Consider the following 15,994-nt stretch of genomic DNA (forward strand, 5'->3'; position numbering starts at 1 on the left):
AAGATGGAGCTTTGTTTTCAGCCTGGCCGCATTCTGCTGCCGGGTGAGGAGATCAGTGTGGAACAGTGGGCCTGCCTTGCCTGCGACCAGTATACCAGCCAGCCGGACTACTGGCAGGAGGCCGCAGCGCTGGCGGCGGGCGGCCCCAGCGCGCTGGACATCGTGCTGCCCGAGGTGTATCTGGACAAGGTGGACACGGCCGCCCGGATCGAAACCATTCACAAAAACATGGTCCACTGCCGCGAAACCGTGCTCACCCGGCAGGTGGAGGGCTATCTCTACCTGGAGCGCACCCTGCCCGGCGGCGCGGTGCGCCAGGGGCTTTTGGGGCTGGTGGATCTGGAACAATACGACTGGCGGCCCGGCGCGTCCTGCGCGGTGCGGCCCACCGAGGGCACGGTGCCCAGCCGCATTGCGCCGCGCCTTGCGGTGCGCCAGGGCGCATGCCTGGAAAGCCCCCATGTGATGATGCTGGCCGACGATGACGGCTGCACCCTGGTGGAGCCGGTGGCGGCGGAAAAAGCGCGGCTGCGGCCGCTCTATTCCGGGCCGCTTGCCATGAACGGCGGCTCGGTGGCCGGTTGGGCGGTGGAGGACGAGGCGCTGATCGCCCGCATCGGCGCGGCGGTGCGGGCGCTGGGCAGCCAGGCCGTGTTTGACGCAAAATATCCCCTGGCGGCGGGCGCGCCGCCGCTGACCCTCGCCTCGGGCGACGGCAACCACAGCCTTGCCACGGCCAAGGCCTATTGGGAGCAGCTGAAGCCGACCCTGAACGCCGGGCAGCGGGGCTGCCACCCGGCCCGGTTCTGCCTGGCCGAGGTGTGCAACCTGCACAGCCCCGCCATTGAGTTCGAGCCCATCCACCGGGTGGTGTTTGGGGTGCAGGGCCTCACCCTGCTGGCCGAGTTCAAGGCCTGGTGCGCTGCCCACGGCGCTGCGGCGGACGGGCCCGACGGCGAGCAGTGCCTGACCCTGGTGTATGGGGGGTGGCGGCGGCGGGTGCGGGTGAAAAACGCCCCGGCGGCGCTGGCGGTGGGCACGGTGGAGGCCTTTTTGGCCGACTACTTAATGCTGCACCCGGCGGCTGCGGTGGATTACATTCACGGCGAAGAGGCGGTGGCCGAGCTGAGCGGGGGCGGAAACACCGGCATTTTACTGCCGGATTTTGAAAAGCGCGATCTGTTCCGGGGCGTGGTGCTGGGGGGCGTTCTGCCCCGCAAGACCTTCAGCATGGGCCACGCGCAGGACAAGCGTTATTACCTGGAATGCCGGGCCATTGTATAGCCCCGGCAGAATATTTGGAGGATTATGGATTTCAGCGAATTGAAACTGGCCCGCCCCCTGCTCAAGGCAGTGGCAGAGCAGGGCTACGAAACGCCCTCTCCCATTCAGGAGAAGGCCATCCCCCCGGTGCTGGAGGGGCGAGACCTGTTGGGCTGCGCCCAGACCGGCACCGGCAAGACGGCGGCCTTTGCGCTGCCCATTCTGCAGCGGCTCGCTGCGGGCCACCCGAATCACAAGGGGGTGCGGGCGCTCATTCTGACGCCCACCCGCGAGCTGGCGCTGCAGATCGACGAGTGCTTTGAAAATTACGGCAGATACGTGAACGTGAGCCATGCTGTGATTTTTGGCGGGGTGGGGCAGGCGCCCCAGGTGGCGGCGCTGGGCCGCGGGGTGGAGGTGCTCACCGCCTGCCCGGGCCGCCTGAACGATCTGATCGGCCAGGGCTTTGTGGATCTTGCGCACCTGGAGGTGTTTGTGCTGGACGAGGCCGACCGCATGCTGGACATGGGCTTTGTGCACGATGTGAAGCGGGTCATCAAGCACCTGCCCGCCCAGCGGCAGAACCTTTTGTTCAGCGCCACCATGCCCAAAGAGATCGAGCAATTGGCGGGCAGCATTTTAAAGCGGCCTGTGAGCGTGAAGGTGGATCCGCCCGCCAGCACGGTGGACAAGATCCGCCAGAGCCTTTATTTTGTGGAAAAAGCCGACAAGAAGCGCCTGTTGGCCTTTTTGCTGGCAGACCCGGAGGTGAAAAACGCCCTGGTGTTCAGCCGCACCAAGCATGGGGCCAACGCCATCGCCGCCTTTTTGATAAAACAAGGGGTGGGCGCGGCGGCCATTCACGGCAACAAGAGCCAGTCCGCCCGGGTGGCGGCCCTGGAGAGCTTTAAAGCCGGAAGGATCAAGGCCCTGGTCGCAACCGACATTGCGGCCCGCGGCATCGACATCAGCGAACTGACCCATGTGTTCCAGCTGGACCTGCCGGAGGTACCCGAAACCTACGTGCACCGCATCGGCCGCACCGGCCGCGCCGGGGCCGAGGGCACGGCCGTGAGCTTTTGCAGCGCGGAGGAGAGGGAATACCTGCAGGGGATTGAGAAGCTGATCAAAAAAAAGATCCCGGTGGTACAGGACCACCCCTGTGCCCCCGGCGCCCCGCGCCCGGCACAGGAAGAGGAGCAGGAAAGGGAGCCCCGGCAGGCCGCGCGCCCCGCGCAGCCGAAAAAGGAGCAGAGTGCCCGGCGGGCGGGGCAAAATGAGCGCCCGCAGATTGTAAAAGGGGAGGAACCAACGATGGAAGAAAAGCAAAACCAGCCGGGCGAGGGCCTTTCGGCCAGTGCCAAGCGCCGCCGCCGGCGCCGCCGGGCCACGGGCAAGCCCGCGGGCGCACCGGCCGCCGCGGCGCAGCAGCCCGCGCCCGGGCAGGGAGCAAAGCAGGCCGCGCCCCAGCGCCAGACGCAAAAGCCTGCCCGTGCCGAGCGCCCGGCCCCGCCCCAGAAGGCACAGCCGCGCGGCCCCGAGCGCGGCGGCAAAAACGAGCGCCGGGCCCTCCGGCCCGAGCCCCGGCATGGGGCGGCCTCCGCGCCGCCTGCGGGCAGCGAGGACCCGGGCCTTTTGCTGATCTCGCCCAAGGCCCCCGCCCAAAAGTTTTCGAGCTTTGAGGAGTATATGCAGAATCGGGGCGGCCCCGGCGGCCCCATCCCGGACGGGAATGGCGAAGAATGAACCGGTCGGCTTTTTGCTGCCCGGTATGCGGCGGCGCGCTGGCCCACACGGGCGGCGCGCTGCGCTGCTGTAAAGGGCACAGCTTCGATCTGGCAAAGGAGGGGTATGCGCATCTTCTGCCCGCCAGCCGCATGCGCAGCAAAGCCCCGGGCGACAGCAAAGAGATGGTGGCGGCCCGCCATACCTTTTTGCAGAGTGGGGCTTATGCCCCTTTTGCAGAGGCCTTGGCCGGCCTGTGCGCCGCGGCCCCGGCAGCGGGCAAAGAACTGCACATTCTGGACGCGGGCTGCGGCGAGGGCTACTATGACGCGGCGGTGTGCGCCGCGCTGACTGGCGCGGGCCGGCTGTTTTGCCTTGCCGGGTGGGACATTGCAAAGCCCGCCGTGCGCCTGGCCGCGAAGCGGGGCCTGGCCTGCGCCGAGTTTGCCGTGGCCAGCAGCTTTGCCGCACCTGTGGCGGGCGGCTGGGCGGATCTGGTGCTGAATGTGTTTTCGCCTTTTGCGCGCAGTGAGTTTTTGCGCTGCCTTGCCCCGGGCGGCCGCCTTATCTATGCGGTGCCCACCGCGGACCACCTGATGGGGCTGAAGGCGGTGTTGTACGACCGGCCTTATGAGAACCCGCTCCGGCAGATCGGGTACGAGGGTTTTATTCAGACAGGGGAACAGGAGGTAAAGGCGCAGCTGCGTGCCGAGGGCGCGCAGGTACAGGCCCTGTTTGCCATGACCCCTTATTACTGGAAGACCCCGGCAGACGGCGCCGCCCGCCTGGCACGGCAAACGGTGCTGGAAACCCCCATCGGCTTCCGGTTTTTGGTGTTTCAAAAGCAGAACTGAAGCGTGATACAGAGCGCCCCCCGGAGCCATGGCTCCGGGGGGCGCTCTGTGCGGTACAGGCGAGGGTGGGATCAGCCCTTTGCCTTGGACACGGGCAGCCAGACCTGGCTGCGGTAGCCGGCCGCGCTTTGATCACCCTCAAAATACAGCTCAATGTCCGGGGCGCTTGCGTATTCGTAGCCGGAGGTGGGCAGCCACTCGGAAAAAATACGCTTTTGCAGCGTCTGCATCGCGCCCGGCAGCGGGCCCACACAATCGAAGATCGCCCAGGTGGCGGCGGGGATCTCGAAGGAAAAGAGGTCTTCGGGCGCGGGCTGGGAGGAAGCGGCGGCGATATAGTAATCGAACGCCTGACCATCGGCGATGCTGCACACCCCCAAAATGCCTTTGGGTTCGCCGTCCATCAATGCGCACAGGCGGGGGATCAGGCCGGCCTTTGCCGCCTGGGCCCACTGGCCGGGAATTTGGGCAAAGCCCTGAGCCTGGCCCCCTGTAAAGCTTGTTTTGCTGCCCACAATGCGGATGACGGGCTTTTTTTCAATGCGGTATTCCATTTCTACCTCTCCTTTGATGGTGATTTGGAAGCTGATGGGAGGGCAGGCTTTTACCACGGCGCCCCCGCTGCCCGCCCGGGAGGGCGGCAGGCCGTGCACAGCCTGGAACGCCCGGTTAAAGGCGGTGGGGGAATTGTAGCCGTATTTCAGCGCCACGTCCAGCACGCGTTCGCCCGCCTGCAGATCGGCCGCTGCACGGCTCATGCGCCGGCGGCGGATGTACTCTGCCAGCGGCAGATCTGCAATATAGGAGAACATGCGCTGAAAATGAAAAGGCGAGCAGCAGGCAATGCGCGCGGCTTGTTCCAGCTTGATCTGCCCGTCGAGGTTCGCCTCGATGTATTCCAGGGCGCGGTTCATGCGGTTCAGCCAGTCCATCTCATCAGCTCCTTACAGCTCCAGAATACCACCTGAAAAGGGATCCGTCCTCTCTTTTCCTGCCCGGAAAAGAGAGCTGTGTTTTTTAAGTATAGCCCACGGTGAGCCCCGGGCGCAAGCGAAAAAGAGACGCCCCCAAAGCAGGACATGCTTCGGGGGCGCCGCCTTTAAAGATCGTCCGCGTCCTGCACGGGCACGGCGTCTGCCTCGTCGGCCGGAACGCCGGTATAGCTGCCAAGGGGGTCGTTGTGGGCGGGGCGGGCGGCCTCCACCACCTGGCGCACCATATGAGGCAGCGCATCCAGTTCGGGGTGCTTTTCCATTTTCGTTCACCCTCCTTTACGCATATAAGGTTTGCGATCGGACCATGCTATATGCGCCACATCACTTGGAAAAAGGAGGGGAGGCCCATGCGAAAAAGCGGGGCGAAAGCGTTTTGGCTGTCGTTTTTTTTGACGCTGGCCATTCTGCTGCCGCTGTTGGGCGGGCTGATCTTTTATTCTGGCTGGCAGGGGGGCCAGGCGCGGCAGGCGGAAAAAAGCCAGAGCGGGGTGCCCTTGGGCGGGCCCGGGGCTGAGACCGATCTCACCGTGCTGGTAACGGTGGCCGCGGAAAAGCCGGGCTTTGTGTTGGTGCGCCTGGATGCGCAGAATGGGGTGCTTCACCTGTGCCCGGTGCCTGCCGAGAGCGTTCTTTTGGCGCCGGGCGGCACGGTGCTGCTGGCCGACAGCTATTCCAGCGCAGGCCCGGCCCGGGCGGCGGCGCTGCTGGCCGCTACCCTGAACATCCGCATTGACAAATACCTGGCCGTCACGCCGGACACGCTGGGCAAGTTGTGGGGGCAGCTGGAACCGCCCCGGGTGAACCTGACCGGCCTGCTGGACCAGGAGGCGCTTGCGGCCCTGGGGCTGGAAGCAGACCCTGTGCTGAGCCTGCCGCCGGCCGAGGCAAACGCCTTTATAACGGGGCTGGGTCTGCCGCCCGCCCGCGCGGCACGGGTGCGTGCGGCGGTTTGGGACGCCGCGCTGCGCCAGCAGCTGGACAACCTGGCCGACACCCTGCCCGCAGGGCTGCGCAAAAACAGCGGCAGCCTGCTTACCGACCTCACCGCCGCGGACTTTTACACCTTGGAAAACACCTTCCGCTGGCTGGCAAAAAAGCAGGCCCAGGTGCAGGCCGAGCCGGTGGCCGGCCGGTACGACCAGCAGGCGCAACGGTACGAATTCGGAGAAGACAGTATTGCTTTTGCCAAACTGCGGTTTGTGCCCGCCGAGGGTCAAACCGCCGAAAAACCTCTCTACGCCACGCCGCAGCCGGTGACCGACCCGCTGGAAGGGCAGCAGGGCGCCGCCGCCTCGCCGGCCCCCACGGCGGCAGGGAGCGGAACGCCCGCCCCGCAAACCCCGCTGCCCACGCCGGACGCCCGGCAGGCGGGCGGCGCCGAGCCCCCGGCCAGCGCCCCGCCGCCAGGAGGAGCGTCGCCCACACCGCCGGCCAGCCTGTCCACGGCGGGCGGTGAGGGGCAGCAGGGGCAAAGCGGCTCCACGGCTATACCTTCCCTTCCGCCGCAGCATGCGGCCCCTGCGGGAAGCCTGGAATAAAAACAGCGGCCCGCCCGGGATCATCCCGGGCGGGCCGCTGTTTTTATGCAACGCCCAACAAAAAGCCGTAAAATTTTTATGTTTTTCGGTAGATTAAAGCTATTTTGGCGGCGCCCGGCGCAGGCAGCGGAAGATGTTTACATTACTGGTGAGAATTCGGGCACAAAGCCCCGCTCCACTTTTTTATAATAAAAGCAAGGCAGGCGGCCCGCGCCGGTCCAAGCGTTTTTCGGCGGGCGGGGCTGTTTTGGCACAAAGCGCGGGCGGCAAGGCAAAAAGCTTGGGGCGCCGCAATGCGAAAGGAGACCGGCTATGAAAAAAGGCGGCAGGGGGCCCGCAGCGCGGCGCCCCAAGGGAGCGACGCTGAAATCCGAGCGGCAGAATCTGGAGATCGCATTTCTGCTGCCGCTGTTTCTCTCGCTTCTTATCCTGGTGCTGGTGCCCATGGCAAGTTTGCTGGGGCTTTCCTTCACCAACTACAAGATGACCGGCGCGCAGATCCGCTTCACCGGGCTGGAAAATTATATCCGCCTGTTTTCCGACAAGGGGTTTTTGAACGCTGCCGGAAACACGCTGTTTATGGTGTTTTTCAGCGTGCTGTTCCAGATGGCGGCCGGGGTGGCCGCCGCGCTCGCCATCCAGCGGATGCGGCGCCTGCGGGGTCTGGTGCAGGCCCTGATCGTGATGCCTATGGTGATTCCTCCGGTGATCGCAGGCCTGATCTGGCGCATTCTGCTGATCCCGAAATACGGCGGCATCCACGCGCTGCTGTACGGGCTGGGCGTAAAAGACGCCCCCGCCTGGCTGGCCGATCCCGTTGCGGCGCGGTGGGTGATCGTGCTGGTGGCCGTGTGGGAGTGGACGCCCTTTGTGGTGCTGTTCGTGCTGGCCGCGCTGGACTCGCTGCCCGTGTCGCCCTTCGAGGCCGCCCGCATCGACGGCGCCAGCTTCTGGCAGGAGCTGTGGTACCTCACCCTGCCGCTCATCAAGCCCATTTTGTCCATGGTGCTGGTGTTCCGCATTGTGGAGGGGCTCAAAATATTCCCGCTGGTATTTTCGCTCACCCAGGGGGGGCCCGGCAACAACACCGAAGAGCTCACCTACTTTGCCTATTCCGAGGGGTTTGTAAAATTCAAGGCGGGGTATGCGTCGGCTTCTTCCATGCTGATGTTCGCGGTGCTTCTGGCGCTGATCATCTTCTTTTACGGGCGGAAATCCCGCGCCAAACGATAGGAGGAAAGGCATATGCTCAAGCCCAAAACAAAGCGCGGGCTGGCGGCCGCGGCACGCGGCCTGTTCGTGGCGGTGCTCATGTTCGCCACCCTGTTCCCCTTTTACTGGACGCTGCTCATTTCGCTGAAAAACCAAAAGGACGCGTTTCAGGTGCCGCCGCAGCTCATTTTCACACCCACCTTTGAAAATTATCAGGAGCTGTTTGTCACGGGCAGCTTCGGCCAGTATTTTTTCAACAGCTTTGTGGTGTGCATCCTTTCCATTGTGCTGGCGCTTGTGGTGGGCATTCCGTCGGCCTATATTTTTGCCCGGTGCGAGTTCCGGTTCAAAAAGGGCTTTTTCTATGTGCTGCTCATTACCCGCATGAGCCCCGGCGCAGTGTTTGTGATCCCGTATTTCATCGCCTACAAAGAGCTGAACATGCTGGATACATACCTGGGCCTGACCCTGATCTACTTTGCGTCCAACCTGGGCATTATCGTGTGGAGCCTGCGGGCTTTCATGGAGGATATTCCCGTAAGCCTGGAAGAAGCGGCCCGCATCGACGGCTGTTCGCTGCTGCAGACCCTGTTCAAAATTTCCATCCCGCTGGCCACGCCCGGCATCGCCTCCACCGCCATCCTGGCGTTTATCTTTTCCTGGAATGAGTTCCTGTTCGCCCTGCTGCTCACACGGCAAAAGGTGCAAACGGCGCCCATCGGCATTCTCAATTTCATCGTGTTTGAAAAAATGAACTGGGGCGTCATTGCCGCGGGCTCCATCATGATCGCGCTGCCCGTGGTGTTCTTCGGCGTTGCCATCCGCAAATATTACGTCAAGGGGCTCACACAGGGCGGCCTTGCAGGCGATTGAAAAGGAGCTTTTTTATGGCCAATCACGATCCGTCAAGACCCAACATTCTTTTTGTGCTCACCGACGATCAGGGTTACTGGGCCCTGGGCTGCAACGGCAACAAAGAGATCATCACCCCCAACATCGACCGGCTGGCCGCCGGGGGCGCGCGCTTTGAAAGCTTTTTCTGCGCTTCGCCCGTGTGCAGCCCGGCCCGGGCCTCGCTGCTCACCGGGCGCATCCCCTCCCAGCACGGCGTGCACGACTGGATCCGCGCCGGCAATTGCGGGCCGGGCGCCATCGAGTATCTGCGGGGGATGCGCGGCTACACCGAGGATCTGGTGGACGCGGGCTACAGCTGCGCGCTGAGCGGCAAATGGCACCTGGGAGACGCGACCCTGCCGCAGAAGGGTTTCACCCGGTGGTACACCCACCAAAGGGGCGGCGGGAACTACTACAATGCCCCCATGATCAAAAATGGAGAAATGATCGAGGAGCCGGGCTATGTGACCGACGCCATCACCGACAACGCGCTGCAATTCATGAGCGAGATGGCCGCGCAGGGCGGACCCTTTTATCTGGGCGTGCATTACACGGCGCCTCACAGCCCCTGGACGGGCGGCAACCACCCCCCGGAGCTCACAGACCTGTACGAGGGCTGCGCCTTTTCGGATTGCCCTGTGCGCGAGCCCCATCCCTGGGCCATCTTTTCCACCGCGCCCGACGCCCCCACCCGGGAAAATGCAAAACACCCCCAGGAAAGCCTGAAGGGGTATTACGCTGCCGTGACAGGGGTGGACAGGGGCGTGGGCCGGCTGATGCGGCGGTTGGGCGAGCTGGGCGTGCTGGACAACACGCTGGTCGTCTTCACCGCCGACAACGGCTTCAACTGCGGCCATCACGGCATCTGGGGCAAAGGCAACGGCACCTTTCCGCTGAACATGTACGACACCTCGGTCAAGGTGCCGCTGGTGATGTGGCACCCGGCCCGCATCCCGGCGGGGCGGGTGGTGCGGCATATGGTAAGCGCCTATGATTTCATGCCCACCCTGCTGGACTACCTGCGCCTGCCCCCACCCGAGCGCCCGGAGCTGCCGGGCCGCAGCTTTGCCGCGCTGCTGGAAGGGGAAGAGCAGCCCATAAACGAAAGCGCGCCGGTGGTGGTGTTCGATGAATACGGCCCCGCCCGCATGATCCGTACCTATGTGGACAAATACGTCTGCCGTTACCCCTACGGGCCGGACGAATATTACGATCTGAAAGGCGACCCCGGCGAGGAAAGAAACCTCATCGACGCGCCGGAACATGCGCTTCGCATCCGCGAGCTCAAGCGGCAGCTGGAGGCGTGGTTTGCCCGCTATGCCGACCCGGCGATCGACGGCCGCCACGAGCGTGTGAGCGGCAACGGCCAGCTGGACCGGGCGGGAGTCTACGCCGAGGGGCGCCAAAATTATGAACCGCTGGGTCATACGCTGAAATTGGAAGTGTGATTTCGGCGCTGCCCACCCTGCCGGAGGGCAGCACGCTTTCGCGGCCGCTGCTTTCCGGCTTTTTCTGCCCGTTTTTGCGGGCCCGGCAACAAGGAGGTACATATATGCCGCTGGTGACAAGTGAAACCATGCTGCTGGCCGCCCGGCAGGGCGGTTATGCGGTGGGCGCATTCAACGCCGAGAATATGGAGATGGCGCAGGCCATCGTGCAGGCGGCGTGCCGCGCGCGCGCGCCGGTGATCCTTCAGACCACCCCCTCCACCGTGCGGTACGGTGGCCTTGCGCTGTATCTGGCAAGCGTGCGCGCCCTGGCCGAGAGCGCCCCGGTGCCGGTGGCCATGCACCTGGACCATGGCAGCAGTTTTGAGCTGTGCGCCCAGGCCGTGCGCGCGGGCTACACCAGCGTCATGATCGACGGCAGCAAACTGCCGCTGCCGGAAAACATCGCCCTGACCCGCCGTGTGGCGGAGCTGGGCCGCGCCTGCGGCGTGCCGGTGGAGGGGGAGCTGGGCCGGGTGGGCGGCAAGGAAGACGATCTTGTGTGCGGGGCCGGGGCTTATACTGACCCGGGCGAGGCGGTGGAGTTCGTGCGGGAAACGGGGGTCTCCAGCCTGGCGGTGGGGGTGGGCACGGCCCACGGGGTGTATGCCGCCGCGCCGGTTTTGAACACCGGGCTGGTGGGCCGGCTGAAAGACCTGCTGGCCGTTCCGCTGGTGCTGCACGGGGCTTCGGGCCTGGGCGGGCGCGCGGTGCGCGGGTGCATAAGCCAGGGCATCTGCAAGGTAAACTTTGCCACCGAGCTGCGCGCGGCCTACACCGCAGGTGTGCGGCGCGCCCTGGCACAGGATGCAAAGACCTTTGACCCAAAAACCTACGGCGGCGCGGGGCGCGAGGCGGTGGAGCAGCTGGTGCTGGATCTCATCCGCGTGTGCGGCTGCGGCGGCCGGGCGTGAAAGGGGGCGGCGGATATGATCACGACCGTCACGCTGAACGCGTCCATCGACAAGCTGTACCTGCTGGAAAACTGGCAGCCCGGGCGGGTGAACCGGGTGGAGCAATGCCGGGCCTCGGCGGGCGGCAAAGGCGTGAATGCGGCCAGGGTACTGCAGCTTCTGGGCGCGCCGGTGCGCGCCACGGGCTTTTTGGGCGGCCACAGCGGCGCCTATCTGTTGGAACTGCTGCGCAAAGACGGGGTGGAAGGCGATTTTTATGCTGTCGAGGGCGAGAGCCGCAGCTGTGTGAACCTGATCGACGCGCAGGGCCGGGGCACAGAGTTTTTAGAGCCGGGGCCGCAGATCCCGGCCGCCGCCCAGGCGGCCTTTTGTGAAAAGCTGCGCCTTATGGCGAAGGAGGGGCCGGTGGCGCTGTGCGGCAGCCTGCCTGCCGGCTGCGCGCCGGATTATTACGCCCGCCTGATCCGCGCGGTGCGAGCCGCCGGCGCGCCCGTGCTGCTGGATTCCAGCGGGCAGGCGCTGGCCCGGGGCCTGGGGGCCCGGCCGGATCTCATCAAGCCCAACCGGGAAGAGCTGGCCCAGCTGACCGGCTGCGCCTGCGGCTCGCTGGAGCAGGTGCGCGCGGCCGCGGTGGGGCTGCGCGGCCAAGGCGCGGCCAGCGTGGCGGTGTCGCTGGGCGAAGGCGGTGCGCTGCTGGCCTGCCCGGAAGGAGTGTTTTGGGGCGCGGCCCCCAGCGTGCCGGTGCAGAATGCCACCGGCTGCGGGGATTCCATGGTGGCGGCGTTCGCCCTGGCGATCCGCGAAGGGCGGCCGGGGCCCGAGCAGCTGCGGTTCGCCCTGGCGGTGGCCGGCGCGAACGCCATGCAGCAGCGCACAGGCTTTGTGGAGCCGGCGGATGTGGCGGCGCTGCTGCCCCGCTGCCGGGTCGAGCGGCTGGGCGCGTGAGGAGGGAAAAGCCATGGCGGAATATCTGATGGGCATCGACATTGGCACTTCGGCCTGTAAGGCGGCTCTGTTTTCGCTGACCGGGACCGTGGTTGGGGCCGCCAGCGCGGGTTACCGGGTGGAATACCCGGAACCTGGGTTTGCCCAGCAGGACCCGGGGGATTGGTGGGCAGCCGTGTGCGCCTGTGTGCGCCGCTGCCTGGCCCAGAGCGGCGTGGCAGCCGGGCAGGTGGCGGCCGTGGGGGTGGACGGCCAGAGTTGGTCCTGCATCCCCGTGGACACGGGGGGCACGGTCCTGGCCCCCACCCCCATCTGGACCGACAGCCGGGCCGCGCCGCTCTGCGGGCAGGTGGAGGCGCGGCTGGGCGGCCGGCTGCGGGCGGTGAGCGGCAACCCCTTCAAGGCCTCCTACACCACCCCAAAAATGCTGTGGTTCAAGCGGCAGATGCCGGAGCTTTATAAAAACACGGCCTTTTTTTTGCAGAGCAACGGCTACATCGTTTACCGGCTCACGGGCGTGTTCTGCCAGGATCGCAGCCAGGGCTACGGCCTGCATTTTTACAACATGGCCCAGGGGGAGTACGACCTGCCCCTGGCGCGGGAGCTGGGGCTGGACCCCGAAAAGGTGCCCCCCCTGGCGGACTGCTGGCAGCTCGCGGGCCGCGTTACAAGCGCCGCGGCCGCGGCCACCGGTTTGCGGGCGGGGACGCCTGTGGCTGCCGGCGGACTGGACGCTGCCTGCAGCGCCCTGGGGGCTGGGGTGATCGAGCCGGGCCAGGCACAGGAGCAGGGGGGCCAGGCGGGAGGCATGAGCCTTTGCACCGGCGTCCCCCTGCCTCACCCGGACCTGATCCTGAGCGCCCATGTGGCCCCTGGCCGCTGGCTTTTGCAGGGCGGGACGGTGGCGGGGGGCGCCGCTTTGCGCTGGCTGGCGGGGGAGCTGGGGGGGCCGGAACAGGCCCGGGCGGACCAGACGGGGCAAAGCGCTTTCGCCCTGCTGGACGAGCTTGCCGCCCAGGCGCTGCCGGGCGCGGGGGGAGTGGTGTTTTTGCCCTATCTTTCGGGAGAGCGCTCCCCACTGTGGGATCCCGCCGCCTGCGGCGTGTTCTTCGGCCTGCGGTTCGGCACCACCCGGGCGCATTTGTTCCGCGCGGTGCTGGAAGGCGTGGCCTATGCGCTGCGCCATAACCTGGAAACAGCCCGCGGGGCGGGGATCGAAGCCCAGACGCTGTACGCCACGGGCGGCGCCGCCAACAGCCCGCTCTGGATGCAGATCAAGGCGGACGTAACGGGAACGCCCGTGCGGGCCGCCTGTGCCGATACGGCCGCCGCCTTGGGCGCGGCAATGCTGGCCGGCGTGGGGGTGGGGTGCTACCCGGACCTGCAGGCGGCCGTGCGGCTGTGCGCGCGCCCGGGGCAGATCTATCGGCCCCGCCCCGGCGCCCAGGCGGTATACGAGGCGTATTACCCCATCTACCGGCAGCTTTACGAAGATCTCAAGGATACTATGGGCCGTGCGGCCCGGATTGAAAGGAGTGAAAAAGTATGAAAGCAGCAGTGCTGCACGGCGTGGATGACCTTCGCTGGGAGGAGATCGACACCCCCCGGGCAGGCCCCGGCGAGGTGGTGATCCGCGTGCGGGCCGCGGGGATCTGCGGCTCGGACCTGCCCCGGGTACTGGGCCCTGCGGCCCACTACTATCCCATCGTGCTGGGGCACGAGTTTTCAGGCGAGGTGGCCGAGGTGGGCCGGGGTGTGGAGGGCCTTGCCCCGGGCCGGCGGGTCACGGCGGCGCCGCTGGTGCCCTGCATGCGCTGTGAAAACTGCCAAAAAGGCGATTACGCCCTCTGCCGGAACTACAAATTCATCGGCTCCAGCCGGGCGGGCGGCTTTGCCGAGTATGTGTGTGTGCCCGCACGCAATGTGGTGCCCTTTGACGAGAGCGTCGGTTTTGTGCAGGGGGCATTTTTCGAGCCCGCCACCGTGGGCCTGCACGGCCTGCTGCAGGCGGGGTACCGGGGCGGCGAGAGCGTGGCGATCCTGGGGGGCGGCACCATCGGCCTGTTTGCCATGCAGTGGGCGCGCATCCTGGGCGCACGCAGGACCGTTGTGTTCGATCTGAACCCCGCACGCCTGGAACTGGCGCTGCGCATGGGCGCGGATGTGGCGGTGAACACCGCGCAGCCCGGGGCCCTGGAGCGGGCCGCGGCGCTGGCGGGGCCGGCGGGCTACGGTTTCGTGTTTGAGACGGCGGGCCAGAACGCCACCATGCGGCTTGCGTTCGAGCTGGCGGCCCCCAGGGCAAAGGTGTGCTTTATCGGGACCTCGGCGGCGGACCTGCAATTCGGCTGGAAACTGTTTGAGCAGATGAACCGCAAAGAGTTCACCCTCACCGGCTCCTGGATGAGCTACAGCGCCCCCTTCCCCGGCCGGGAATGGCTGGACACCGCCGCGTGCTTTGCCGGCGGCCGGCTGTGGTTTGACAACGCGCTGGTATACCGGACCTTCCCCATGGCCCAGGCGGCCCAGGCGTTCGCCCTGTTCAAGGGAGGCCGCGTGGGGGGCAAGGTGATGCTGGTCAACGATTAAAAAGGGGCCCGGCTTTTTGCAGGCGGGACCCAAACGATCCGCAAGGGCCGCTCCCCCAAAGGGGAGCGGCCCTTGCGCTTGGCTTTTTTCCAAATGCCGGGGATCAGGAAATATAGCCCGCCTCTTTATAAACGGCGGCCACCTCCTCATTGGCCATTTTCATGGCCTCCTCTGCCGTGCTCTGCTTTGCGAACACATCCGAGATGTAGCCGCTCACAATGTCGGCCACCTCGGGCCACTCGGGGGTCAGCGGCCGGTAGTTCGGCATGGCGTAATTGGCCAGGCTCTCGCGCATGGCCTGCAGCCAGGCGCCGCCGCCGATGTTGTTCTTCGCGATAAAATCGGGGTTGTCGTATACCGACTCCCGCGACACGGTCACGAGGTTGCCCTCGATCCCCAGCCGCACCAGGATCTCCTCAGACAGGGCCCACTGCATGAAATGCCAGGCCCGCTCTTTGTGCTGGGCGTTTTTGGGGATATTGATGGAGTGCACGTTCAGGGGGGCGCAGCGGCCCTCGGGGCCCGCGGGCACCGGGGCGAAGCCCACGTCCTCCTCGCGGGTGGCGGATTTGTCGGGGTCGATGTAGTTGCGCACAATGGCTGCGCCGTCGATCCACATGGCCAGGTCGCCCTGCTGCACCGCCACGGTGATATCTTCGTAGTTGCAGGTCGTGGCGCCGGGGATGGAGTAGTTTTGCAGCAGGTCGGCGTAGTAATCGATCGAGGCGGCCACCTCCGGGGTGTCCAGGGTGGGGGTCATATCGGTGGGGAAGTTCTTCACAAAGTCTCCCCCCATGGAATACATGACCATGGGCCACTCCCAAATCAGCCCTTCCGAGCCGCCCGCGCTGCGCGCGCCCCGCAGGCCCACGCCGGCAACGCCGTCCTTGTGCAGGAGCTTGGCGTAATCCCGCAGCTGCTCCCAGGTCTCGGGGGGCTTGTCCGGGTCCAGCCCCGCCGCCTCGAACAGATCCTTGCGCCAGTACAACAGGGTGGTCAGCGACGCCACCGGCAGGCCGTACAGCTTGCCGTCGTAGCGCTGGGCGTCCACCGACGATTTCATCAGGCCGTCCAGATCCAGCAGCGCGTCGTCGGTGATGGTCTTGTCGGCAATAAAATCGTCCAGCGGGTACAGCCAATCGTTGGAGGCATACTGCAAAAACTGCGGGCTCATGAGATAGATCAGATCGTACGCGTCCGACCCGGACGAAAGCTCCACCAGCATCTTCTGGTAATAGGTGTCCACCCCCAGCACCGTGTAATTGATCTTCACGCCGTATTCCTCTTCATAGTCGCTGTAGATCTTTTGCATGGACTCGGGGAAATTGCCCGCCACGAACATGATGTTCAGTTCCTTTTGTTCGTCCAGGCGCTGGGCCGCCTCCGAGGCGGCGCCCCCCGCCGCACTCTCCCCGGCGGGGCCGGCGGGCGCCGGCGCACTTTGGGAAGGGCTGCCGCCGCAGGCCGCCAGCGTCAGCGCCATTGCAAGGGAAAGGCCCAGGGCGATCAGCCGTTTTATTGTTACAGACATTTGTGGTACCCCCTTTTCATCGGTGCGTTTCAGCTTGTTTTCAAAAC

The 15,994-nt window shown here is 65.7% G+C and carries 14 protein-coding genes; 11 read left to right on the forward strand and 3 right to left on the reverse strand.

Going from position 1 to position 15,994, the window contains the following annotated elements; all coding sequences use genetic code 11:
* Positions 1-3: 3 nt before the first annotated feature.
* Genes ACMLHZ_RS14175 through ACMLHZ_RS14185 form a run of 3 tightly spaced genes read left to right on the forward strand, consistent with a single transcriptional unit; the run spans position 4 to position 3,842 of the window.
* Positions 4-1,284, forward strand: coding sequence for a DUF1015 domain-containing protein (locus tag ACMLHZ_RS14175; protein WP_418668318.1), 1,281 nt, complete (start codon positions 4-6; stop codon positions 1,282-1,284).
* A gap of 24 nt (positions 1,285-1,308) precedes the next feature.
* A complete protein-coding gene (locus tag ACMLHZ_RS14180; protein WP_418668319.1) occupies positions 1,309-3,009 on the forward strand; it encodes a DEAD/DEAH box helicase in 1,701 nt (566 codons plus the stop codon).
* Positions 3,006-3,842 carry a putative RNA methyltransferase gene (locus ACMLHZ_RS14185; RefSeq protein ID WP_418668320.1) on the forward strand — a complete coding sequence of 279 codons (837 nt, stop codon included), beginning with the start codon at positions 3,006-3,008 and terminating at the stop codon, positions 3,840-3,842. Before ACMLHZ_RS14180 ends, ACMLHZ_RS14185 begins: the two co-directional genes overlap by 4 nt.
* Positions 3,843-3,913: 71 nt before the next feature.
* Here the strand turns inward: ACMLHZ_RS14185 and ACMLHZ_RS14190 are convergent, their stop codons facing one another.
* Entirely contained in the window at positions 3,914-4,774 is an 861-nt protein-coding gene (locus tag ACMLHZ_RS14190; protein WP_418668321.1) for an AraC family transcriptional regulator, read from the reverse strand.
* 167 nt (positions 4,775-4,941) lie between these two features.
* Positions 4,942-5,097: a hypothetical protein gene (locus ACMLHZ_RS14195; RefSeq protein WP_177564688.1), complete on the reverse strand. Its 156-nt coding sequence runs from the start codon at positions 5,095-5,097 to the stop codon at positions 4,942-4,944.
* Between the two features lie 87 nt (positions 5,098-5,184).
* Here ACMLHZ_RS14195 and ACMLHZ_RS14200 point away from each other — a divergent pair, with 87 nt between their 5' ends.
* The 8 genes from ACMLHZ_RS14200 (at position 5,185) to ACMLHZ_RS14235 (ending at position 14,416) form a co-directional block, all read left to right on the forward strand.
* Positions 5,185-6,375, forward strand: a complete 1,191-nt coding sequence (locus tag ACMLHZ_RS14200; protein ID WP_418668322.1) for a hypothetical protein — start codon at positions 5,185-5,187, stop codon at positions 6,373-6,375.
* Between the two features lie 312 nt (positions 6,376-6,687).
* Entirely contained in the window at positions 6,688-7,608 is a 921-nt protein-coding gene (locus ACMLHZ_RS14205) for a carbohydrate ABC transporter permease (protein ID WP_418668323.1), read from the forward strand.
* Positions 7,609-7,620: 12 nt separating this feature from the next.
* Positions 7,621-8,460 (forward strand): carbohydrate ABC transporter permease, encoded by an 840-nt coding sequence (locus tag ACMLHZ_RS14210; RefSeq protein ID WP_418668324.1) that lies wholly within the window; start codon positions 7,621-7,623, stop codon positions 8,458-8,460.
* Between the two features lie 14 nt (positions 8,461-8,474).
* A complete protein-coding gene (locus tag ACMLHZ_RS14215) occupies positions 8,475-9,929 on the forward strand; it encodes a sulfatase-like hydrolase/transferase (RefSeq protein WP_418668325.1) in 1,455 nt (484 codons plus the stop codon).
* Positions 9,930-10,033: 104 nt separating this feature from the next.
* Positions 10,034-10,882: a class II fructose-bisphosphate aldolase gene (locus tag ACMLHZ_RS14220; RefSeq protein WP_418668326.1), complete on the forward strand. Its 849-nt coding sequence runs from the start codon at positions 10,034-10,036 to the stop codon at positions 10,880-10,882.
* A gap of 15 nt (positions 10,883-10,897) precedes the next feature.
* Positions 10,898-11,827 (forward strand): 1-phosphofructokinase, encoded by a 930-nt coding sequence (gene pfkB / locus ACMLHZ_RS14225; protein ID WP_418668327.1) that lies wholly within the window; start codon positions 10,898-10,900, stop codon positions 11,825-11,827.
* A gap of 13 nt (positions 11,828-11,840) precedes the next feature.
* Positions 11,841-13,376 carry a xylulokinase gene (locus ACMLHZ_RS14230; protein WP_418668328.1) on the forward strand — a complete coding sequence of 512 codons (1,536 nt, stop codon included), beginning with the start codon at positions 11,841-11,843 and terminating at the stop codon, positions 13,374-13,376.
* Positions 13,373-14,416 (forward strand): galactitol-1-phosphate 5-dehydrogenase, encoded by a 1,044-nt coding sequence (locus ACMLHZ_RS14235; RefSeq protein ID WP_418668329.1) that lies wholly within the window; start codon positions 13,373-13,375, stop codon positions 14,414-14,416. The genes ACMLHZ_RS14230 and ACMLHZ_RS14235 overlap by 4 nt, the downstream gene beginning before the upstream one ends.
* Before the next feature lie 103 nt (positions 14,417-14,519).
* Here ACMLHZ_RS14235 and ACMLHZ_RS14240 read toward each other — a convergent pair whose 3' ends face one another.
* The gene (locus ACMLHZ_RS14240) at positions 14,520-15,947 is read right to left on the reverse strand and encodes an ABC transporter substrate-binding protein (RefSeq protein ID WP_418668330.1); all 1,428 of its coding nucleotides are present in this window, start codon (positions 15,945-15,947) and stop codon (positions 14,520-14,522) included.
* Positions 15,948-15,994 lie beyond the last annotated feature (47 nt).

Source organism: Allofournierella sp., from assembly GCF_048388525.1.
Lineage (GTDB): Bacteria > Bacillota > Clostridia > Oscillospirales > Ruminococcaceae > BQOK01.

Excerpts from the sequence above, each read along its gene's own strand:
- ACMLHZ_RS14195 (WP_177564688.1), bottom strand. The coding sequence starts at position 5,097 with ATGGAAAAGCACCCCGAACTGGATGCGCTGCCTCATATGGTGCGCCAG.
- ACMLHZ_RS14175 (WP_418668318.1), top strand. The coding sequence starts at position 4 with ATGGAGCTTTGTTTTCAGCCTGGCCGCATTCTGCTGCCGGGTGAGGAG.
- pfkB (WP_418668327.1), top strand. The coding sequence starts at position 10,898 with ATGATCACGACCGTCACGCTGAACGCGTCCATCGACAAGCTGTACCTG.
- ACMLHZ_RS14230 (WP_418668328.1), top strand. The coding sequence starts at position 11,841 with ATGGCGGAATATCTGATGGGCATCGACATTGGCACTTCGGCCTGTAAG.
- ACMLHZ_RS14190 (WP_418668321.1), bottom strand. The coding sequence starts at position 4,774 with ATGGACTGGCTGAACCGCATGAACCGCGCCCTGGAATACATCGAGGCG.
- ACMLHZ_RS14205 (WP_418668323.1), top strand. The coding sequence starts at position 6,688 with ATGAAAAAAGGCGGCAGGGGGCCCGCAGCGCGGCGCCCCAAGGGAGCG.
- ACMLHZ_RS14210 (WP_418668324.1), top strand. The coding sequence starts at position 7,621 with ATGCTCAAGCCCAAAACAAAGCGCGGGCTGGCGGCCGCGGCACGCGGC.
- ACMLHZ_RS14185 (WP_418668320.1), top strand. The coding sequence starts at position 3,006 with ATGAACCGGTCGGCTTTTTGCTGCCCGGTATGCGGCGGCGCGCTGGCC.
- ACMLHZ_RS14200 (WP_418668322.1), top strand. The coding sequence starts at position 5,185 with ATGCGAAAAAGCGGGGCGAAAGCGTTTTGGCTGTCGTTTTTTTTGACG.
- ACMLHZ_RS14235 (WP_418668329.1), top strand. The coding sequence starts at position 13,373 with ATGAAAGCAGCAGTGCTGCACGGCGTGGATGACCTTCGCTGGGAGGAG.
- ACMLHZ_RS14215 (WP_418668325.1), top strand. The coding sequence starts at position 8,475 with ATGGCCAATCACGATCCGTCAAGACCCAACATTCTTTTTGTGCTCACC.
- ACMLHZ_RS14180 (WP_418668319.1), top strand. The coding sequence starts at position 1,309 with ATGGATTTCAGCGAATTGAAACTGGCCCGCCCCCTGCTCAAGGCAGTG.
- ACMLHZ_RS14220 (WP_418668326.1), top strand. The coding sequence starts at position 10,034 with ATGCCGCTGGTGACAAGTGAAACCATGCTGCTGGCCGCCCGGCAGGGC.
- ACMLHZ_RS14240 (WP_418668330.1), bottom strand. The coding sequence starts at position 15,947 with ATGTCTGTAACAATAAAACGGCTGATCGCCCTGGGCCTTTCCCTTGCA.